The 21,284-nt window shown below is 71.5% G+C and carries 16 protein-coding genes; 10 read left to right on the forward strand and 6 right to left on the reverse strand.

Translation table 11 applies throughout. The annotated features are described in order from the left end of the window. The first annotated feature begins 175 nt into the window (after positions 1-175). Entirely contained in the window at positions 176-352 is a 177-nt protein-coding gene (locus ACZ5TL_RS33030) for a DUF397 domain-containing protein (RefSeq protein WP_468594541.1), read from the forward strand. Positions 353-485: 133 nt separating this feature from the next. Here the strand turns inward: ACZ5TL_RS33030 and urtE are convergent, their stop codons facing one another. From urtE to urtA, 5 genes are all read right to left on the reverse strand, one after another. After that, entirely contained in the window at positions 486-1,178 is a 693-nt protein-coding gene (urtE, locus tag ACZ5TL_RS33035; protein WP_338895618.1) for an urea ABC transporter ATP-binding subunit UrtE, read from the reverse strand. Between the two features lie 5 nt (positions 1,179-1,183). Beyond that, positions 1,184-1,957 carry an urea ABC transporter ATP-binding protein UrtD gene (gene urtD / locus ACZ5TL_RS33040; protein WP_468594475.1) on the reverse strand — a complete coding sequence of 258 codons (774 nt, stop codon included), beginning with the start codon at positions 1,955-1,957 and terminating at the stop codon, positions 1,184-1,186. After that, positions 1,954-3,093 carry an urea ABC transporter permease subunit UrtC gene (gene urtC, locus ACZ5TL_RS33045; RefSeq protein WP_468594477.1) on the reverse strand — a complete coding sequence of 380 codons (1,140 nt, stop codon included), beginning with the start codon at positions 3,091-3,093 and terminating at the stop codon, positions 1,954-1,956. The genes urtD and urtC overlap by 4 nt, the downstream gene beginning before the upstream one ends. Next, a complete protein-coding gene (urtB, locus tag ACZ5TL_RS33050; protein WP_468594479.1) occupies positions 3,090-3,974 on the reverse strand; it encodes an urea ABC transporter permease subunit UrtB in 885 nt (294 codons plus the stop codon). The genes urtC and urtB overlap by 4 nt, the downstream gene beginning before the upstream one ends. A 97-nt stretch (positions 3,975-4,071) precedes the next feature. Beyond that, entirely contained in the window at positions 4,072-5,325 is a 1,254-nt protein-coding gene (gene urtA, locus ACZ5TL_RS33055) for an urea ABC transporter substrate-binding protein (protein ID WP_468594480.1), read from the reverse strand. A 419-nt stretch (positions 5,326-5,744) separates the two neighbouring features. Between urtA and ACZ5TL_RS33060 the strand changes: the two genes are divergently transcribed. Continuing rightward, positions 5,745-6,221 (forward strand): MarR family winged helix-turn-helix transcriptional regulator, encoded by a 477-nt coding sequence (locus tag ACZ5TL_RS33060; protein WP_468594482.1) that lies wholly within the window; start codon positions 5,745-5,747, stop codon positions 6,219-6,221. Here the strand turns inward: ACZ5TL_RS33060 and ACZ5TL_RS33065 are convergent. Then, entirely contained in the window at positions 6,178-7,296 is a 1,119-nt protein-coding gene (locus ACZ5TL_RS33065) for a substrate-binding domain-containing protein (RefSeq protein ID WP_468594483.1), read from the reverse strand. The genes ACZ5TL_RS33060 and ACZ5TL_RS33065 overlap by 44 nt on opposite strands. 723 nt (positions 7,297-8,019) lie before the next feature. Here ACZ5TL_RS33065 and ACZ5TL_RS33070 point away from each other — a divergent pair. From ACZ5TL_RS33070 to ACZ5TL_RS33105, 8 genes are all read left to right on the forward strand, one after another. Continuing rightward, positions 8,020-9,498 (forward strand): sugar transferase, encoded by a 1,479-nt coding sequence (locus ACZ5TL_RS33070; protein ID WP_468594485.1) that lies wholly within the window; start codon positions 8,020-8,022, stop codon positions 9,496-9,498. Positions 9,499-9,588: 90 nt separating this feature from the next. Then, positions 9,589-10,914 (forward strand): nucleotide sugar dehydrogenase, encoded by a 1,326-nt coding sequence (locus tag ACZ5TL_RS33075; RefSeq protein WP_468594486.1) that lies wholly within the window; start codon positions 9,589-9,591, stop codon positions 10,912-10,914. Further along, entirely contained in the window at positions 10,904-12,184 is a 1,281-nt protein-coding gene (locus ACZ5TL_RS33080; protein ID WP_468594488.1) for a glycosyltransferase family 4 protein, read from the forward strand. The genes ACZ5TL_RS33075 and ACZ5TL_RS33080 overlap by 11 nt, the downstream gene beginning before the upstream one ends. Next, positions 12,181-13,590 carry a Wzz/FepE/Etk N-terminal domain-containing protein gene (locus ACZ5TL_RS33085; RefSeq protein ID WP_468594490.1) on the forward strand — a complete coding sequence of 470 codons (1,410 nt, stop codon included), beginning with the start codon at positions 12,181-12,183 and terminating at the stop codon, positions 13,588-13,590. The genes ACZ5TL_RS33080 and ACZ5TL_RS33085 overlap by 4 nt, the downstream gene beginning before the upstream one ends. Next, positions 13,587-15,140, forward strand: coding sequence for a Wzz/FepE/Etk N-terminal domain-containing protein (locus ACZ5TL_RS33090; protein ID WP_468594492.1), 1,554 nt, complete (start codon positions 13,587-13,589; stop codon positions 15,138-15,140). Before ACZ5TL_RS33085 ends, ACZ5TL_RS33090 begins: the two co-directional genes overlap by 4 nt. A gap of 2 nt (positions 15,141-15,142) precedes the next feature. Continuing rightward, entirely contained in the window at positions 15,143-17,077 is a 1,935-nt protein-coding gene (gene asnB, locus ACZ5TL_RS33095; protein WP_468594494.1) for an asparagine synthase (glutamine-hydrolyzing), read from the forward strand. Between the two features lie 18 nt (positions 17,078-17,095). Beyond that, entirely contained in the window at positions 17,096-19,303 is a 2,208-nt protein-coding gene (locus ACZ5TL_RS33100; protein WP_468594495.1) for a bi-domain-containing oxidoreductase, read from the forward strand. After that, entirely contained in the window at positions 19,300-21,276 is a 1,977-nt protein-coding gene (locus tag ACZ5TL_RS33105; RefSeq protein WP_468594496.1) for a heparinase II/III family protein, read from the forward strand. The genes ACZ5TL_RS33100 and ACZ5TL_RS33105 overlap by 4 nt, the downstream gene beginning before the upstream one ends. The last annotated feature ends 8 nt before the right edge of the window (positions 21,277-21,284 follow it).

A 21,284-nucleotide genomic window follows, 5' to 3' on the forward strand; every position in this document is an offset into this window, starting at 1 on the left:
ACGTACTCCGCCCACACCGTCTTGCCCGGCCCCCCGTTCCGGAGGTGCCGGCCCCAGCGGTTGGTGAGCGCCGCGACGAGAACCAGCCCCCGCCCGCCGGTGTCCTCGGCGCCGGGGAGTGCGCAGCGCCTCCGGGTCCGGCGGCGTGCGTTCGGTACAGGTGTCGGTGACCTCGATCCTGGCCGTGCGGGAGGGAGCGATCACGTGCAGCTACAGCGGAACCGAGGGCGGCGACTGCGTCGAGGTCGCCGCCGACACGGGAGTCGTACACATCCGGGACTCCAAGGCCGTGGCCGGGCCCGTCATCCGTGTGTCACGTGAGGCGTGGACGGGGTTCGTCGGAGAGGCCTGACCGGTCGTACGTCATGCGAGAGCCCTGCCGTCCGACGAAGGGCGGCAGGGCTTCGTACGCCGCTACCTGGGCGGGTACGGGCTCGGCTTCCCGTACCCGCTGATCCGCAAATCGGGGGCGCCAGCCCCTTCCGTCACACGCTGAGCGCCGCCCGAACGGTCTGCTCGAACTCCGCTCCTCCCTCGCCGGAGGAGGTGACCCGGCCCGCCTCCAGCACGTAATAGCCCTGGGCGGCCCGCATGGCGAAGCCGACGTGCTGTTCGACGAGGAGGACGGACAGGCCGCCTCGCCGGGTCAGGGCGAGGATCGTCTCCTCGATCTCGGAGACGACGGAGGGCTGGATGCCCTCGGTCGGTTCGTCGAGGAGGAGTAGCCGGGGGCGGGTGATCAGGGCGCGGGCGATGGCGAGTTGCTGGCGCTGGCCGCCGGAGAGAAGTCCGGCGCGGCGGCCGGACAGCTCGCGCAGGACCGGGAAGAGGTCCAGGGACTCGGCGATGGCCTCGTTGCCGTCGGGGCGGCCGTCGGCGACTAGTTGGAGGTTCTCGGCGGTGGTCAGGTGCGGGAAGGACTGCTGGCCCTGCGGGACGTAGGCCATACCTCGGGCGACCCGCTGGTGCGGAGCGAGGCGGGTGATGTCCTCGCCGTCCAGCAGGATCGTCCCGCCCGTCGGCTTGATCAGCCCCATGGCCGCCCGCAGGAGGGTGCTCTTGCCGGCGCCGTTGTGGCCGAGGACGGCCGCGACGCCGTCCTTCGGTACCGCGACGGTCACTTCGTGCAGCACGGTGGTGCGGTCGTAGCCCGCCCGGACGGTGTTGATCTCCAGCATGGGCGTCACGCCTCCTCGGCGACAGGAACGGCAGCGGGCTCGGGTTCGGATGCGCGGCCGAGGTAGACCTCCTGGACCTTGGCGTCGGCCTGGACCTCGGCGACGGAGCCCTCGCTGAGCACCTTGCCGGCGTGCAGGACACTGACGCTGCGTGCGAAGGAACGCATGAAGTCCATGTCGTGCTCGATGACGACGACCGTGTGGTCCTCGCTGACCCGTTGCAGCAGTTCGCCGGTGGCCTCGCGTTCGTCGTGGCTCATGCCGGCGACGGGCTCGTCGAGCAGCAGCAGCTTCACGTCCTGGACGAGCAGCATGCCGATCTCCAGCCACTGTTTCTGGCCGTGGGCGAGCACGCCCGCCGGGCGGTCACGGAGGTCGGTGAGGCCGGTGGTCTCCAGTGCCTTCGTCACTGCCTCGGGGATGTCCTTGCGGCGCCGCAGCATCGTCAGCGGGCCGCGCCTGGCTCCGGCGGCGATGTCGAGGTTCTGCAGGACGGTCAGTTCTTCGAAGACCGTGGCCGTCTGGAAGGTACGGCCGATCCCGAGGCGGGCGATGCGGTGCACGGGCTTGCCCAGGAGTTCCTCGCCGCCGAAGCGCACGGACCCGGTGGCCTTCACCAGTCCGGTGACCGCGTCGACCAGGGTGGTCTTGCCCGCGCCGTTGGGGCCGATGAGGAAGCGCAGGTCGCCGGGGCGGATGTCCAGGTTCACGCCGTCGACTGCCTTGAAGCCGTCGAACGTGACCCGCAGGTCGCGGACGGCCAGTCCCTCGCCGCTCATGCTGTCTCTCCAGTCGTACGGGTAGGGGTACGGCGCTTGCGCAGGACGGTCACCAGCGAGGCCAGACCGCCGGGCAGGAAGCCGACCGCCACCACGAACAGCAAACCCTGGAGGTACGTCCACGCGGCGGGATAGGCGTCCGAGAGTGTGCTCTGCGTCCAGGCCACCGCGATCGTGCCCAGCACCGCACCCACCAGCGACGCCCGGCCGCCGACCGCCGCGCCGATGACGAAGCCGATGGACGGCACGATGCCGATCAGCGCCGGGGAGATGATCCCCACCGCGGGCACGAAGAGAGCACCGGCCAGGCCCGCCATGCCGGCCGCGACGACGTACGCCACCAGCTTGACGTTGGCCGGGTTGTAGCCGAGGAAGCGGACCCGCTCCTCGGAGTCCCTTACGGCGATGAGGAGTTCGCCGTAGCGGCTGACGAACAGCTGGCGGGCGGCGGTCATCAGCAGCAGAAGCACGGCGGCGATGATGAAGTACACCATCCGCTGGTTTACGGGGTCGTTGAGGTCGTAGCCGAAGAAGCCCTGGATGTCGGTCAGGCCGTTGGTCCCGCCCGTGGTGGCCTGCTGGCCGACGAGCCAGATGGCCAGGGCGGCGGCGAGCGCCTGGCTGAGGATCGCGAAGTACGCGCCCTTCACCCGGCGGCGGAAGACGAAGAAGCCGAGCAGCGCAGCCACCGCCATCGGCAGCAGCACGGTCATCGCGAGGGCGAACGCCGGGTGGGCGAACGGACTCCACCACCAGGGCAGCGCGTCACCCGTGCCGTACAGCTGCATGAAGTCCGGCAACTTCTGGCCGGTGTCTGCGGCGTCGGCGAGCTTGAGGTGCATGGCCATGGCGTAGCCGCCGAGACCGAAGAAGACGCCCTGGCCGAGGACCATCAGTCCGCCGCGGCCCCAGGCGAGGCTCACGCCGACGGCCACGATCGCGTAGCACAGGTACTTGGCCAGGAGGTTGAGCCGGAAGTCGGACAGGACGAGCGGGGCAACGCCGAGGAGCAGGAGGGCGCCGAGGACGAAGGCGCCGGGCACGCGGACGCGCTCCAGGAGGGGCACCGACGGCTGCGCCACGGACGTCGTCTCGGCCGGGGAGGTCGTCTCGGTCGGGGAGGTCGTTGTCGTCATGCCAGGCTCCGGGTGCGCAGTGTGTACAGGCCCTGGGGTCGCCACTGAAGGAAGGCGACGATCGCCACGAGCACGATGACCTTGGCCACGCTCACGGTCGTGGAGTACTCCAGCACGGACTGCAGGACGCCGAGCGCGAAGGCCGTGATGACGCTGCCCTTGAGCTGGGCGATGCCGCCGACGACCACGACCAGGAAGGCGTCGACGATGTAGTTGGTGCCCATGGTCGGGCCGATCGGGCCGACCATGGTGAGCGCGACGCCGGCCACACCCGCCAGGCCCGAGCCGATGAAGAACGTCGTACGGTCCACCCGCTCGGTGGCGATGCCGGAAACCTCGGCGAGGTCGCGGTTCTGGACGACGGCCCGGACACGGCGCCCGAGCGGGGTGCGCCGCAGGATCAGCGTGAGGGCGAGGACGCACAGCAGAGCGAGGACGAGGATGAACAGACGGTTGTTGGCGAGGGTGATGCCCGCGACCGAGATGTTGCCGGTCAGCAGGTCCGGGGCGTGGGTCTGGACGTTGGGGGCGCCGAAGATGTCACGGGCGAGCTGCTGGAGCATCAGGGAGACGCCCCAGGTGACCAGCAGGGTGTCCAGCGGCCGGGTGTACAGGCGGCGGATGAGCAGCCACTCCAGGAGCGCTCCCATGGCGCCGGCGACGAGGAAGGCCAGTGGCAGGGCGACGAGCAGGGAGACGCCGGCGCTGCTGATGGACTTCTGCAGCACGTACGTGGTGTAGGCGCCGGCCATGATGAACTCGCCGTGCGCCATGTTGATCACGCCCATCTGACCGAAGGTCAGGGTCAGGCCGAGCGCGATGAGCAGCAGGACGGCACCGATACTGACGCCGGTGAAGGACTGGTTGAGGATGACCGTCATGAAGCGGCTCCGGGTCGGGGACGAAAGGTGCGGGCTTTCCATGGCGTGACCCGGCCTCACGACGAGGCCGGGTCCACCGCGAGGGGCCGAGCGGGGCTCAGGAGAGGCCGGAGGCCCAGGAGTAGCCCTTCAGGTACGGGTCCGGCTTGATCGGCTTGCCCGAGTTCCAGACCTCCTCGATGAGGCCGTCCGAGCCGACCTTGCCGACGCGGGCCGTCTTGTAGACGTGCTGAGTGGCGCCGTCGACGGTGACCTTGCCCTCGGGGGCGTCGAAGGTGATGCCGTCGGAGGCCGCCTTCACCTTCGCCACGTCGAAGGAGCCCGCCTTCTCGACCATCTCCTTCCACAGGTAGACGGAGATGTAGGCGGCCTCCATCGGGTCGCTGGTCGGCTTGTCCTTGCCGTACGCGGCCTGGTACGCCTTCACGAACTTCTCGTTCGCCGCGCCCGGAGTGGTCTGGTAGTAGTTCCAGGCCGTCAACTGGCCCTCCAGGTACTGGGTGCCGATGCTCTTGACCTCCTCCTCGGCGATGGAGACCGACAGCACCGGCAGGCTCTTCGCGGTCAGCCCCGCGGACTTGTACTCCTTGAAGAAGGCCACGTTGCTGTCGCCGTTGAGGGTGTTGAACACGGCGTCCGCGCCGGCGTCCTTGACCTTGTTGACGATGGTGCTGAACTCCGTGGAGCCCAGCGGCGCGTAGTCCTCGCCGACCACCTCCATGCCGTTGGCCTTCGCGTACGCCCGGATCTCCTTGTTGGCGGTACGCGGGAAGACGTAGTCGCTGCCGACCAGGTAGAGCTTCGTCAGACCCTGCTTCTTGAGGTAGTCCAGCGCGGGAACGATCTGCTGGTTGGTGGTCGCACCGATGTAGAAGATGTACGGCGACTGCTCCAGGCCCTCGTACTGCACCGGGTAGAACAGCAGCGATTTGTTCCGCTCGAAGACCGGCTTGACGGCCTTGCGGCTGGCCGAGGTCCAGCAGCCGAACGTGGCCACGACCTTGTCGTCCGTGATCAAGGTCTGCGCCTTCTCGGCGAAGGTCGGCCAGTCGGAGGCGCCGTCCTGGCTGATCGGCTTCAGCTTCTTGCCCAGTACACCGCCGGCGGCGTTGATCTCCTTGACCGCGAGCAACAGCGCGTTGTGGACCGTCACCTCGCTGATGGCCATCGTGCCCGAAAGCGAATTCAGCAGACCCACCTTGACGGTGTCGCCTGAGGTGTCCGCCTTGGCGCCGGTGCCGGACGACGTGTCACTGCCGGTCTTGGCGCCGCACGCGCTGAGAGCGGCGGATGCGCCGAGGGCGGATACGCCCGTGAGGAGACCGCGTCTGCTGATGCTGAGCCCGGACATTCAATACCTCCTTGCCCCGAAGGGCTGTGCGAAGTGAGCGGAAGTCTCTGGGGAAGGAACGGAGGGAGTGGATGAGACGCGCTTCAGAGTGGCGGCGGCGTTGGCGCGCGGGTCCCCCAGCCGTTCCGGGGTGACCTCCGGGCTGGTCGCTGAAGTGCGTCCACAGCCTGCGGCGGAACTGTTTCAACCGTGTTTCCGTGCAATTGAAGAACAGTTTCCAGAGGAAGTATCTCGGTAGGTCAAAAAGGAGAGGAGCCGTAACTGGCGACGCACGGTTGGCGGCATCTCAGTGACGGCACTTATTGCTTCCACCGGGAAGGACCAGATTCCGGGAATCCTCTGTCAAGAGTGAGGTGATCGACGGTAGGCTCAAGTCGTCCCCGCCGCGGGGACATTGCGGATGAGAGCTGAGGAGTGCGATGGCGAGGCGGCCCCAGGACCTGCTCCACCTGCTGACACGAGCCGAGCGCCTCTCGGTGCGCCGAGTCCAGTCCGTGCTCGACGAATTCGACTGCTCCATCGAGGCGTGGCGGGTACTCGACCTGCTCTCCGACGGCGGGGGACACATCATGACGGCCCTCGCCGACCACGCCTTCCTGCCAGCCCCGACCCTGACCAAGCTGATGGACCAACTCGTCGACCAGAACCTGGTCTTCCGCCGCGTCGACCCCGCCGACCGGCGCCGGGTCCTGGCCCAGCTCACACCACGGGGCATGCAGCACTGGCAGCGGCTGTCCCGCGCGGTCGGGGCCGACTGGGGCGAGATGGAGTCCCTGCTCACAAAGGACGAAGAGGAGCAGCTGAAGCCCCTGCTCGATCAGCTGGCCGGGGCACTGGAGGGCAACGGCGGAGTCACAACAGCTCGTGCGGAGCGCGCAGTTGGGCGAGCACGTTGAAGTCGAGACCGTCCGCCTGCGCCAGGTAGATGCGCTGGCGTACATGCCGTCCGTCCAGGCTCAGCAAGCCGCGTGGACCTTCGTAGGCGACGTTCTCGGCGGCCGCTCCGATGGCGGACACGTCCAGGGTGCGGGCCCGTTCGATGAGCGCCGCGAGCAGCAGCACGCCCTCGTAGCAGGACTCGCCGAGGCTCCCGGGCGCCGGTGCGTCCATCCCGAAGCGGCCGGCATACCGACCGTGGAAGTCCATCGTGTTCTGGTCGGCCAGTGACGCGAAGAACCCGGCCGTGCTGTAGAGATCGGTGGTTGCCTCGAGGCCGCTTGCCAGCAGCATGCTCTCGTCCATGAGCGTGCTCAGCCGCAGGCAGCGCTGATCGAGGCCGGCAGTGGCGAAGGCCCGGTTGAAGCGAACCGCGTCGCTGCCCACAAGGAGCATGAGCACGCCGTCCGCGTCCGCCCGCTCAATGCGCCGCAGCACGTCGGTGAAATCGTCGATACCCAGCGGGAGGTACGCCTCACCGGAGACCCGGCCCCGGCCCTCGCGCGCGTAGCGGCGCGCGGCCCGGGCGGTGCGCCGGGGCCAGACATAGTTGTTGCCGACGACGAACCAGCGGCGCACACCCCGCGCCTCAGCGAGCAGCCGCATCGCAGGCAGCAGCTGCCAGGCGGGGGTCTCGCTGGTCATGAAGACGCCCTCGGTGCGTTCGCCGCCCTCGTACAGGGCCGTGTAGACGTACGGCACCCGGTGCGCGACGCGCGGCGCCACCGCCTGCCGCACCGAGGAGATGTGCCAGCCGGTGACGCCCTGCACGGCACCCGTCGCCACCAGTGCCTCGACCTCGTCCGCGACCCGCTGGGGCTCCGCGCCGCCGTCGACCTCAAGCAGCCGCAGCTCCTTGCCGAGGACACCGCCCGCCTTGTTGATCTCCTCGGTAGCCAGCCGCGCGCATGCCTCACAGGCGGGTCCGAAGATTCCGGCAGGACCCTGCATCGGGTACACAAACGCGACATTCAGGGTCGACTCGTCGGCCGTGAACCACTCGGAGGCGTGGAGGCGGAGCGGCGGCCGGTGCATGGGCCCATGATTGCCGCACCGTCCTCAGGGCCCAAGCAGTGGCCCGGATCGAGACCGATTCGTAGACATGGGGAACGACTCGCCGATGAGCTCAGCCGTCCACCCGTGAGGCAGGTCGCCTCCCCGCCGCCGCTGTCGACAGGCCTTCCAGCCAGGCACTACGAGTCGATGAGCGTCACACATTTTGATCAGGCCTGCCCGAGACCGCCCGCCGCAACTCACCGGTCACCACCGCGCACGAGCCGCCCCCAGGCCCCGGCCGAACCGCTGGAGAGCGCACGATGGCGTGAAGGTGACCATAGGCGGCCACCGAACGGTGGATCAACCTTCAAGCCTTGACCACAAATTGCACACGACCCCTCTCCATCCTCGCTTCCATGGTCTAGATTGACCGTGCTTCAGCTGTTCGGGCACAAGGCGACCCATAACGATCTATAGATCCGGCGCTACGCAAAGCCAGCGGTCACGTCCCCGGCACCACACATGGGGATGATCAGTTCTGGGGCCCGGGAGGGCCTTGGGTGCGGGGAGCATCCGAGGTTTCGACGGGTCTCCGCGCACCTCGAGAAGTCCGGCAGGACAGGCGAGTCCACTACCGCCAGGCGGGTTGTTCACGTGGCTCTCCCCCAGCCGGATGTCATGCACGGGGCGGGGGGTGGGGTCCTCCCGCGGTGAGCAACAGGGTGGGGCGAGCACGTCGGCACTGGGGACCTGGGGGGTTCTGTGCGGCAGGGGGAATTAGTCAGCCCGTTTCCGTCGGAGCGCGGGCGTCTGGCGAACGGGGCGATCAGCCGGCCCGCGATCGACTGGGAGCAGCGGTACCGCCGTACCGTGATCACCAGCGATACCGTGACCACCGCCTTCGTGGTGGCGGCGATCGGGAACTTCTTCGGGGCCCGGGACGCGGCCGACTGGCATGAGAAGTGGGGCATTCTCGCCTTCGGCACCGAGCTGCTGGTGCTGGGGGCGCTCGCGGTGACCCGGTCGTGGGCTCCGGCCGTGCTCGGCCAGGGCGCCGAGGAGTTCCGCCGGCTCGGACGCTCACTGTTCGCGGCGACCGTCGTCCTGGCGCTCGGCGGGATCGCCCTCACCTCGCGCAACATCAAGCTCTGGATCTTCGTCGCGATCCCCGCGATCGCACTCGTCACCATGACCGCGCGGTATCTGCTGCGCCTCTGGCTGCACAAACAGCGCAAGGAAGGCCGGTGCCTGAGACCGGTGCTCGCCGCCGGGAGCCCGGCCACCGTGCGCGACCTGATCAACCGCACCCGTAAGTTCCCGCACCTCGGATGGCGGGTGGACGCGGTGTGCACGGCGGACGGTCTCGGGGCCCACGGTGACCGGCTGGACGGAGTGCCGGTCGTGGGCCGGCTGGCGGACGTCGCGGGCCACATCCGCCGCGACGGCTACCGTGTCGTCGCCGTCACCCCGGATCCGCACTGGTCACCGGACCGGTTGCAGCGGCTGGCGTGGAACCTCGAAGGCAGCGACACCGAGATGGTCGTGGCCCCCGTGCTGATGGAGGTGGCCGGCCCGCGGCTGCACATCGACGCGGTGCTCGGGATCCCGCTGCTGCGGGTCAGCATGCCGGCCTTCACCGGGGGCCGCCGGGCGGTCAAAGGGGTCGTCGACCGGATGGGCGCGGCGGTCCTGCTGGTGCTGTTCGCGCCGCTGATGATGTGCGTCGGGCTGCTCGTGCTGGTGGACAGCCGGGGTGGGGTGTTCTACCGCCAGCGCAGGGTCGGCAAGGACGGCCGCGAGTTCACCATGCTCAAGTTCCGCACCATGGTCGCCGGGGCCGACCGGGCACGCGCCGAGCTGGCCGACCGCAACGAGGGCTCCGGCCCGCTGTTCAAGCTCCGCCGGGATCCGCGGGTGACCCGGGTGGGAGCAGCGTTGCGCCGGTACTCGGTCGACGAGCTGCCGCAGCTCTTCAACGTGCTCACCGGATCGATGTCGCTCGTCGGTCCGCGGCCTCCGTTGCCGGAGGAGTGCGCCGCGTACGGCCCGGACATCCGGCGGCGGCTGCTGGTCAAGCCCGGACTCACCGGCCTGTGGCAGATCAGCGGGCGCAGCGACCTGTCGTGGGAGGAGGCGGTCCGGCTGGACCTGCGGTACGTGGAGGACTGGTCGCTCGCCCTGGACACGGTGATCTTGTGGAAGACGCTGCGTGCGGTGCTCCACGGGCAGGGCGCCTACTGATGCGCGGGGAGCCACGACTCGACGGTTCCGCCGGCGCGCGGACGGCAGGCCGCGAGGGCCTGCCTGGGGGGAGGAACGGGTGAACGGGTCATGAGAGTCAGCGTTTTCGGGCTCGGCTACGTGGGCTGTGTGTCGGCCGCGTGCCTGGCCAGCATAGGACACGAGGTCATCGGGGTGGACGTGAACCAGGTGAAGGTCGACCTGGTCAACGACGGCAGGGCCCCGGTGGTCGAGGAGCGGATCGGTGAGCTCATCGCCAAGGTCGTGCGGACCGGGGCGTTACGCGCCACCACCGACGTCCGCGAGGCGATCAGGGGCAGTGAGGTGTCGCTGGTCTGCGTGGGGACGCCGTCGGAGGCCAACGGCAGTCTGTGCACCACGTACTTGGAGCGGGTCACGGAGCAGATCGGCGCCGCGCTGGCCGAGGGGGCCGAGCAGGGGGGCCGGCACACCGTCGTGTTCCGCAGCACCATGCTCCCGGGCACCTGCCTGAACCTGCTGGTGCCGATCCTGGAGAAGTACGTCGGCGGCACGGCCGGGGCGGACGTCGGGGTCGCGGTCAACCCGGAGTTCCTGCGCGAGGGCACGAGCGTGCGGGACTTCTTCGACCCGCCCAAGACCGTCATCGGGGAGCTCGACCCGGCGAGCGGGGACGCGGTGACGGCGCTGTACGAGGGGTTGCCCGGCGAGGTGTTCCGGGTGCCGGTCCCTACGGCCGAGGCGATCAAGTACGCGGACAACGCGTTCCACGGCCTGAAGATCGGCTTCGCGAACGAGCTGGGCGCGGTGTGCCGGGCGCTCGGGGTGGACTCGCACCAGGTGATGGACGTGTTCCTGGCCGACCGCAAGCTGAACATCAGCCCCGCCTACCTGCGGCCCGGCTTCGCCTTCGGCGGCTCCTGCCTGCCCAAGGACTTACGCAGCCTGGTCCACGCGGCGCGGCGGGCCGACGTCTCGGTGCCCATCCTCGCCCACGTGCTGCCCTCCAACTCCGATCATCTGCAGCGCGCGGTGGAGCTGGTGGAGCGCACCGGCAAGCGCCGGGCGGGCCTGTTCGGGCTGTCCTTCAAACCCGGCACCGACGACCTGCGCGAGAGCCCCCTCGTCGAGCTGGCGGAGAGGCTCTTCGGCAAGGGGTACGACCTGAAGATCTACGACGCGAACGTGAGCCTGTCCCGGCTGCTCGGCGCGAACCGCGAGTACATCGAGACCCGGCTGCCGCACCTCGCGCAGCTGCTCGCGGATTCCGTCGAGGAGGTGCTCGAGCACGCCGAGGTGTGCCTGGTCGGGACCAGTGATCCGGCCGTGCTGGCGGCGCTGCCCCATGGTGACGGCCCGCTGATCGTCGACCTCGTCCGCCTTCCCGACGCCGAGGCGCGTCAGACCGAACCGGGGTACGTGGGCCTTGCTTGGTGACACATCGTTCGAGGACGGAGCCGGTGGCGAGCGGCCGGGCCGGCGCGCGCTGATCCTGGTGGAGAACCTGTCGGTGCCGTTCGACCGGCGGGTGTGGCAGGAGTGCACGACGCTGCGCGACGCGGGCTGGGAGGTGCACGTCATCTGCCCCCGGGGGAGCAAGCGGGACACGGAGCCGGAGGCGGTGATCGACGGGGTGCGGATCCACCGCTACCCGTTGCGCGCGGCCACCGGCGGACCGGCCGGCTATCTGCGGGAGTACGGAGCGGCGTTGTGGCACACGGCCCGGCTGGCCCGGAAGGTCGGCCCGGTCGACGTGGTCCACGCCTGCAACCCGCCCGACCTGCTGTTCCTGCCGGCCCTGTGGCTGAAGCGGCGCGGCGCGCGGTTCGTCTTCGACCAGCACGACCTGGTGCCCGAGCTGTACCTCTCCCGGTTCGGGCGCGGCGAGGACCTGCTCTACCGCGCCGTGTGCGCGCTGGAACGGCGGACCTACCGGGCCGCGGACATCGTGCTCGCCACGAACGAGAGCTACCGGGACGTCGCGGTGCGCCGCGGCGGCCGGCGGCCGGAGGACGTGTTCGTGGTGCGCAGCGCGCCCCAGACCGACCGGTTCCAACCGGTGCCGCCCGAGCCGGAGTTGAAGCGCGGCAAGCCCCATCTGCTGTGCTACCTGGGCGTCATGGGCCCGCAGGACGGCGTCGACTACGCCTTGCGGGCCCTGGCGAAGCTGCGTGACGAGCTCGGGCGGACCGACTGGCACGCGGTGTTCGTCGGCTCCGGCGACGCCTTCGACGCGATGGTGGAGCTGTCCCGGCGGCTCGGACTCCGTGAGCAGGTGCGGTTCACCGGGCGCGTTCCGGACGCCGACCTGGTGCGCTACCTGTCCACCGCGGACGTGTGCCTCTCCCCCGACCCGCGCAATCCGCTCAACGACGTGTCGACCATGAACAAGGTCCTGGAGTACATGGCGATGGGCCGGCCGATCGTCTCGTTCGACCTGAAGGAGGCACGCGTCTCCGCCGGTGACGCCGCCCTCTACGCGCCCGCCGACGACGAGGCCGAGTTCGCCCGGCTCATCGCGCTGCTGCTGGACGATCCGGAGCGGCGGGCCCGGATGGGCGGGATCGGCCGGGAGCGGATCAGCGGGGCACTCTCCTGGCGGAACTCGCAAGCGTCGCTGCTCGCCGCCTACGCCGCTGCCTGCCGTGACCGGCCTCCGGTGCCGGCGGCCGGCCCGGGCCGGGCGGGGAAGAGGCCGCGCCGTTGAGCGACGACACGATACGCCTGGTCACGATCGGGCGGATGATCCGTCGGCGCCGACGGCTTCTCATCCTCCTCGCTCTGGTGGGCGCGCTCGTCGGCTACGGCGCCTCCGTGCTGTTCCCGCCGCGTTACACGACGTCGGCGTCGGTGCTGCTGCCGGGGGCGTGGGAGGAGCGCGAGCTGCTGACCCAGACGGAGGTCGCGACCAGTTCGGTGGTGATCGACCGCGTGGCCGCCACGCTCGGCTGGAGCGGCGTCAGCAGCGGCGAGCTGCGGGACCGGGTGAGCGCCAAGACCGCCGACGGGAACATCATCAAGATCTCGGGCACGGCCGACACCCCGGAGCGCGCACAGCGGCTCTCCGACCAGGTGGCCCAGCAGTTCGTCGCGTTCGCCGCGCGGATCGCGGGCGACAGCACCGACCCCGAGGCGGCGGCCCGGCCCGAGGAGCTGCGGCAGTTGGTGACGCGGACCAGCCGTCGCATCACCGAGCTGGCCGACGCGGCCGATCCGGGGCGGACCGTGGAGAGTGTGCAGACCCGCACCGAGCTCGCGAAGCTGCGCACCACCCTGCGGGAGGCCATCACCAGGCTGGACCAGGCCGACCCGGCTGCCGGCAAGGCCACCATGGTCGTCATGGGGCCGGCGGCCCGGCCGGCCGGTGAGGCGCCGCCGACGCGGACGCAGCTCGTCGTCGCCGGGGCGCTGCTGTTCTTCCTGCTCGCGGTCGTCGGCCATCTCGCCGCCGCGCGGATGAGCCGCCGGCCGCGCACCGAACCGGAGATCGCCGCGGCGCTGGGCTCGGCGCTGCTGGGGACCGTCGACGTACCCGGTGAACAACCCGCGCACCGGCCGGAGGGCCGTGGCCCGCGGGCCCGGATCCGCCGCCTGCTGGGCGTCGACGTCCGGTGGGACGTACCGGCCCCGCGGGCGTCCGGCGACGAGGCCGACCGGCGGATCCGCTACCGGCGGGTGTGCGCCCGCCTCCGGGATCAGCTGCCGGCCCCCCGGCGGCTGCTGGTGGTGGTGGTGGTGGTGGTCCCGGACGGCGACGAGATCGCACACCGGGCCGCGGGGCAGCTCGTCGCCGAGGCCGGGAGCGATCCTTCCCCGGGCTCTTCGAGCAGGGGATACCCCGTGCTCCGGGTGGTGGGGGTTTCGGTGTCCCGGCCACTGGTGCCGGACCGCGACGACGAGTCGGGGGCCCTGGTCGTGCTCAGCCCGGGCCGCTGGACCACGGAGGAGCTCGCCGGCCTCGCCGAGGCGTGTGCGGACGCGGGGCACGAGGTCGTCGGCATCGTCCTCGCCGGCCCGGTCCGGGCCCGTCCGGCGCGGTCCGCCGGCCGTCCTCGGGATGCCGCCACCCCGGCGCTCGCGGTGGGCGCCGACGCGACGGGAGGCCCGGGGTGACGACGCGTACGACGCCGGAGCCGTCGGCCGCCGCCCCGTTGCTGGACCTGCAGTCGCTGGTGGTGGCGGTGCGCAGGCGGCGCCGCCTGTGGTGCTCCATGGCGCTGCTGGGGCTGCTCGTCGGCGCGGCGGTGGCCGTCCTGCTCCCGCCGCCGCCGACGGCGGTGACCAAGGTGCTGGTCGCGCATCAGGAGGACCAGCCGAACGACCCCGGAACGCTGATCCGCACCGACGCCGCGCTGCTGCACACGACGCGGATCGCCGGTCAAGCCCTGAAGTCCCTCGAGTCCCCGGAGAAACCTGAGGACTTCATGGAGGACTACGAGGGCCTCGGACTGACCAACAACCTGCTGCAGATCACTGTGACGGGTGACAGCGACGCGGAAGCGGTGGACCGCGCCGAGGCCCTGGCCGACGCGTTCGTCGCGGACCATGTGAGGCGGATACGGGAAGCCGCGAACGCCGAGGCAAAGACCCTGCTCGGCCAGCGGGACCGCATGCGGGACGAACTCGCCCAGGTCAACAAGGCGATCGGGGACGGATCGCCGGAGAGCCGGCCGGAGGCGTCGGCGGACATGGAGTCGCTCTTCGCCCGCCGGGCCGAACTCACCTCGCGGATCACCGACTTCGGCCAGCGTGCCGCGGAGGCGCGCATCGGCACGCCCCGGCTCGTCGCCGGTACACAGATCGTGGACGCCCCGCGCGCGGTGCGGCACTCCCTGCCCGGGGCGGCTGCCACCAACGCCGCGATCGGGCTCGTGCTCGGGCTCGCCCTCGGCCTCGCGGTGGCCGCGGTCGGCTCGGTGGTGGCGGACCGCCCCGTGCTGCGCCGGGACATCGCAGCTAACCTCGGCGCCTCGGTCATCGCGGAGCTGCCCCGCCGGCCGGGCAGGCGGTGGCAGCGCCGACGGACCCGGGCGGCACGGACAAGGCTCACCGCGTCCCTGGCCCGCACCGTGCGCGGCTCCGCGGAACCGGTGTCGCTGCTGGAACTGGGCTGTGCGCGCGGCACCAGCGTGCTCGCCCTGGACCTCGGCCGGGCACTGGTGGCGGAGGGGCCCGTGGTCGTCATCGACGGCCTGCCCGGCCCGCAGCTCGCCAAGCACCGCCCGAAGCCGGGAGACCCGACCGTGGTCGGCGGTGAGCGTGCCGCGGCCGTGTCGCGTCAGGAGCCCCGGCTCGGCGTCGGCTCGGTGGCGCCCGGTACGGCCTGGACCGACCTCCAGTACCTCGGCACCCGGACCGTGCTCGTCGTGCGGGCCGGGCACGGCAGCGCCGCATGGCTGCACACCGTGGCGCGGCAGCTCGCGGACCAGCGCATCGAGGTGATCGGAGTGGTGCTGGTCGACCCCGATCCGCGGGACCGGACCGACGGCACGCTGTGGGACGGGCCGCACACCGCGCCGCGCGGCCGGAGCGAGCGGCCCGCCCGGCAGAACGGTGGGGGTATCTCCCACGCCGTTCAGGCAGTGGGGGAAGGCCCGCGGCGGACGGAGCGGCTGCCGATGTGGGCGGCACGGGTCCCGGACAGCGACCAGGAGGCGCGGTAGACATGTGTGGCATCGCAGGCACGTACCGGTGGCCGGACGGGAAGGCCGTGACCGACCGGCTCACCGACACCCTCGCCCACCGCGGGCCCGACGGGGCGGGCCGGTACGGCCACCCCGCCGGTGACGGCGAAGTGCACCTCGGGCACCGACGGCTGGCCGTCATCGACCTGTCCGGGACGGGCGCCCAGCCGATGGTCTCGGGCGGCCTGGTCCTGACGTACAACGGCGAGCTGTACAACGCGCCCGAGCTGCGAGCCGAACTGGCCGCCGCCGGGGTGCGCTTCCGCGGTACCTCCGACACCGAGGTGCTGCTGGAGTCCTGGCGGCGCTGGGGCACGGACTGCCTGCCCCGGCTGCGCGGCATGTTCGCGTTCGGGATCTTCGACGAGCGGACCGGTGAGCTGGTACTCGCCCGCGACCAGCTCGGCATCAAGCCGCTGTTCCTGCTCCGGCGCGGCGAGGGTCTGGTGTTCGCCTCCGAGCTCAAGGCGCTCGCCGCCGCAACCGGCGGGTCGCTCGAGGTGGACCACGCGGCGCTGGTGGCCTCGCTGCTGTACTACTGGGTGCCGGACTCACGGTGCGCGTTCCGCGAGGCGGAGAAGCTGCCGCCGGGGAGCTGGCTGAGGTGCCGGCCCGACGGCCGGGTGGAGCGCGGCCGGTACTGGAACCTGAGGGACGTCGCCGCCGAGGGCCGGGAGCGGGCCCGGGCCGGCGAGCAGCCGGACATGGCCGCCGTCGTCGAGGAGTCGACCCGGCGCCACCTGCTGTCCGACGTGCCCGTGGCGACCTTCCTCTCCGGCGGGCTCGACTCCAGCTACCTGACCGCGCTGGCGGCCCGCGACCGGCCCGGGATCTCCGCGTACACGATCGGGTTCCGCGCCGAGGACGCCAGGTTCGAGGCGATGCCGGACGACCTGCGCTACGCCCGGCAGGTCGCCGGGCGGTTCGGCGTCGACCTGCACGAGATCGAGATCGCCCCGAACGTGCTCGACCTGCTGCCGCGGATGACGTACCACCTGGACGAGCCGATCGGCGATCCCGCCGCGATCAACACGTTCCTGATCTGCTCGGCCGCCCGGGAGGCCGGGGTCAAGGTGATGCTCTCGGGGATGGGGGCCGACGAGCTGTTCGCCGGGTACCGCAAGCACCTGGCCAACCTGCTCGCACTGCGCTACCAGCGCGTCCCGCGGCCCCTGCGGCGCGGGGTGGCCGCGGCCGTGGACCGGCTGCCGGTCGCCTCGGCCCGCCGCGGGTACCGGTCGGTGCGGTTCGCGAAGCGGTTCCTCTCCTTCGCCGATCTGCCGGAGGAGACCGCGTTCCGGCGCAGCTACACCATGTACGACCGGGACGAATTGCTCGCCCTGGTCGATCCGGATCTGGCCGGGACGGTCGAGGACGTGCTGACCGAGCACGCGGACGTCTACCAGGACAACGACCTCGACGACTTCGTCAACCGCATGTGCCTGGGCGACGCCCGGATGTTCCTGCCGGGCCTGAACCTCGCGTACACGGACCGGTCGAGCATGGCCGCTTCGACCGAGGTGCGGGTGCCGTACGTGGACGTCGAGGTGGTCAGGGCGGCGTTCGCGGTGCCCGGCGATCGCAAGATCGCCGGGCGGCAGGGCAAGGCCGTCCTCAAGGAGGCGGCCTGCTCGGTCCTGCCCCGGGAGATCGTGTACCGGCCCAAGGGCCTGTTCAGCGCCCCGCTGCGCGCCTGGATGAGCCGGGACCTGGCACCGCTGGTGCGCGAGGTGGTGCACGACGGTGTGCTCGTCAGTTCCGGGCTCCTGCGCCGCGACGCGCTGGCGCGCATGGTCGCCGAGGACGCCGCCGGGCGGCGGGACTTCTCCAAGCACCTGTGGCATGTGCTGACCCTCGAGTACTGGTATCGCGGCGCGACCTCCGGGGCCGGTCAGAGCACTCGGTCAACGGCTTAGGAATGCAGAGGAGTTCGGGTGAAGCAGGTTGTGCAGAACTACAAGAGCGGCGAGTTGGCGGTGCTCGACGTGCCGGTGCCGGGGTGCAAGCCGGGCGGTGTGCTGGTCCGCACCGCCTACTCGCTGATCTCCACCGGGACCGAGCTCATGAAGGTGTCCGAGGCCGGCATGTCGATGCTGGGCAAGGCCCGCTCCCGGCCGGACCAGGTGGCCAAGGTCGTGCAGAGCGTGGCCACCAACGGGGTGCCCGCCACCTACCGCAAGGTGATGGGCAAGCTGGACTCCTACACGCCGCTGGGCTACTCGCTGTGCGGGGTGGTCGAGCAGGTCGGCGCCGGGATCGACGAGGTGAAGGTCGGTGACCTCGTGGCCTGCGCCGGCAACGAGCACGCGTTGCACGCCGAGTTGAACTGGGTGCCGAAGAACCTCTACGTCCGGGTGCCGGACGGCCTCGCGTCGCGGCACGCGGCCTTCGGCACCGTCGGGTCCATCGCGTTGCAGGGCGTCCGCCGCGGCGAGTCACAGCTCGGCGACGTGGCGCTGGTCATCGGCCTCGGGCTGATCGGGCAGCTGGTGGTGCAGCTGCTGGCCGCCTCGGGCGTCCGCGTCGTCGGGGCCGACCCGGACCCGGTGCGCTGCGAACTCGCCGAGCGCCTGGGTGCGGCGGCCTGCGGCGATCCCGCCTCCACGGCCGTGGAGACCGCCGTCGCCGAACTCACCGGCGGTCACGGCGTGGACCAGGTGTATCTGGCCGCCGGCGGCGGCAGCAACCAGCCCGTCGAGCTGGCCGCCCGGCTGAGCCGGGACCGCGGCCGGGTCGTCGACATCGGCAAGTGCCGCCTGGACCTGCCGTGGAACGCGTACTACGAGAAGGAGCTCGACGTCCGGTTCTCCCGCAGCTACGGCCCCGGACGCTACGACCCGGAGTACGAGCTCGAGGGGCGGGACTACCCGATCGGCTACGTACGCTGGACCGAGCGCCGCAACCTGGGGTGCTTCCTCGACCTCGTCGCCCGCGGCCGCGTCGACGTGGAGCCCCTGGTGTCCCACACGGCCGACTTCGAGGACGCCGTCGAGACGTACCAGCGCCTGAAGGACGGCGAGCTGAAGGCCGTGGCCGTGCTGTTCCGGTACCCCGAGCAGAAAGTGGAAGCGGGGGAAGCAGGGGAAGCGGAGGAAGCGGAGGCCCCGGCGGTGGCCGTGCCCGCGGTGCGGCGCAACGGCGGAGCACCCACCCCGGCCCGGTCCGCCAAGTCGCCGGTGCGGCTGGCGTTCGTCGGTGCGGGAAACTACGCGACGTCGATGCTGCTGCCGCACCTGGCACAGCGCGACGGCGTCGAGTTGTCCACGGTCGTCACCACGACGGCGCTGTCCGCGGCCAACGCGCGGCGGAAGTTCGGCTTCGCCGAGGCGACCACGGATCTCGACGCCGTGCTCGGCGACACGTCCATCGACGCGGTGTTCGTCGTCACCCGCCACAGCTCGCACGCCGAACTGACCCGGAAGGCGCTGCTGGCCGGGAAGGCCGTGTTCGTGGAAAAGCCCCTGGCTCTCACCGAGGACGAGCTGACCGGCGTGCTCGCGGCGGTGGAGGAGTCCGGCAACGACCGGCTGCAGGTGGGCTTCAACCGCCGCTTCGCGCCGCTGCTGCAGGAGGCCAGGAAGCGGTTCGGCGCCCGGACCGGTCCGGCGAGCGTCCGCTACCTGGTCAACGCGGGCCGGCTGGAGCACGGCAGCTGGTACCTCCAGCAAGGCACCCAGGGCTCGCGGTTCGCCGGCGAGGGCGGGCACTTCATCGACACGGCGAGCTGGCTGCTCGAGGCCGACCCGGTCTCGGTGTACGCGCTCGCCACGTCCGGCAACGAGGACCTGCAGGTCGTGCTGCGCTACCCGGACGGGTCCACCGCCACCATCAGCTACGTCACCACCGGCCCGGCCGGCTTCCCCAAGGAGACGCTGGACCTGGTCGCGGACGGCCGCGCGCTGCGGCTCGACGACTTCGTCCGGGCCTCGGTCTACGGCCGCAAGCGGTGGGTCAGTTCGCGGTTGCCCAAGGCCCGGGACAAGGGCCAGAACGCCGAACTGGCCGCGTTCGTCAAGGCCGTGCGGACCGGCGGGCCGATGCCGGTGCCGCTGGAGTCGCTGGTCACCACCACGGCGGCCACGCTCGCCGTGCGGGCCGCCCTGGCCGGTGGCGCGCCGGTGACGTTGGCGAGGGCGCGATGACGGTGAGCTCGGGGAGTCCGGGCTGGTACCTGCGGCGGCTGTCCCGGATGGGACCGCGGGAGGTCGGCGGCCGGGTGGGCGACGCGGTGCGCAGGCGGCTGTGGCGGTCGGCGCGGCCCCAGTGCCCGAGCGTGACCGGCGCCCGGTTCACCGCGGTACTGCCCGCCGGGACGATCGCCGCGGTGCCACCGGATGCCGCGAAACGTCTCATCGCCGAGGCGGACCGGCTGATGGCCGGGCACGCCGAGTACTTCGGGGTGGTCCGCGACGACCTGGCCGACCCGGACTGGTGGTACGACCCGAAGACCGGGCGCCGGGCTCCGTGGGGCTACGCCTTCGACGTGCCGTACCGGAACGAGGACGCGGTCGGGGACATCAAGCAGATCTGGGAGCTGTCCCGGCACCAGTACCTCACCGTGCTCGCCGCCGCCTACGCGGTCACCGGGAACGAGCGGTACGCCGAGCGCGTGGCGGAGCACCTGCGGTCCTGGTGGGCGGCGAACGCGCCGCTGCGCGGAGTGCACTGGACCAGCGGCATCGAGCTGGGGATCCGGCTGCTGTCCTGGGTGTGGATCCGCCGGCTGCTCGACGGCTGGCCGGGCGCGGCCACGCTGTTCGAGGGCAACCCGGTGGCCCTGAACCAGATCTGGCACCACCAGCGCTGGCTGGCCGCCTTCCCCAGCCGGGGGTCCTCGGCGAACAACCACGTCATCGCCGAGGCCGCCGGGCAGTTGGCCGCGGCCTGCGCGTTCGGGTGGTTCCCCTCCTCGGCGCGCCTGCGGGCCGACGCGCTGCGGTCGCTGGAGCGGCATCTGCGAAGCAACACCTTCGACTCCGGCCTCAACCGCGAGCTGGCCGGCGAGTATCACGGACTGGTGCTGGAGCTCGGCCTGGCCGCGGTGGCCGAGGCGGACGCCGCGGGCGTGCCGGTCCCCGCGTCGATCCGGCTGGTGCTGCTGCGGATGACCGACGCGCTCGCGGCCGTCGTGGACAGCCGGTTACGGCCGCCCCGCCAGGGCGACGCGGACGACGGGCACGGCCTGGTCGTGGACGGCGCGGGCACCGACCGCTGGGCCTCCCTGCTGGCCACCGGGGACGCCGTGTTCGGCCGGCTCGCCTGGTGGCCGACCGTGTCCGGCACCGATGTGCGCACCCCGCTGCTGGCCGCGCTCATCCGGCCGTACGCGAAAGACGGAACCGCACCGGCCGTGACCCGCCCGGCCGCCCGGCCGGCCCATTTCGCCGATGCGGGCATGACCATCCTGCGGGGTCCCGGGGAGATCTGGTGCCGCTGCGACGGTGGTCCGCACGGCTTCCTGTCCATCGCCGCGCACGCTCACGCGGACGCGCTGTCCGTGGAGGTCCGGCACGACGGAGTCGACGTGCTCGCCGACCCGGGGACGTACTGCTACCACGGGCAGCCCGCGTGGCGGCAGTACTTCCGGTCGACCCTCGGGCACAACACCCTGCAAGTGGACGGCGCCGACCAGTCCGTCTCCGGCGGGCCGTTCCTGTGGACGCGGCACGCCCGCAGCCGCGTCCTGGTCGCGGACACGTCCGGGGAGCAGGTGGCCCGCTGGTGTGCCGAGCACGACGGTTACCAACCCTCCGTGCACCGCCGCCGGGTGGAGCTGACGGCCGCGAGCCGGGAGCTGCGGGTGGTCGACGAGGTCCGCGGCCGGCACAGCCCGCGCCGGGCCGTGCGCCTGGCGTTCCACCTCGGCCCGGCGATCGCCGCGGACCTGGTGGGGAACCGGGCCTTGCTCACCTGGATTCGGGACGGCGAGGACCGCTCCGCGGTGCTCGACCTGCCCGGGCAGCTGTCCTGGCAGGCGCATCGCGGCGAGAGCGACCCGCCGCTGGGCTGGTACTCCGCGGGATTCGGGCGCAAGGAACGCGCCACCACGCTGGTCGGCACCGGTTTCGCCGACGGCGCGGAGGAGTTCACCACCGTGCTCAGGTTCCGCGGCTAGGGGGGCGC

It is taken from the genome of Streptomyces sp. NPDC033136, from assembly GCF_055578235.1.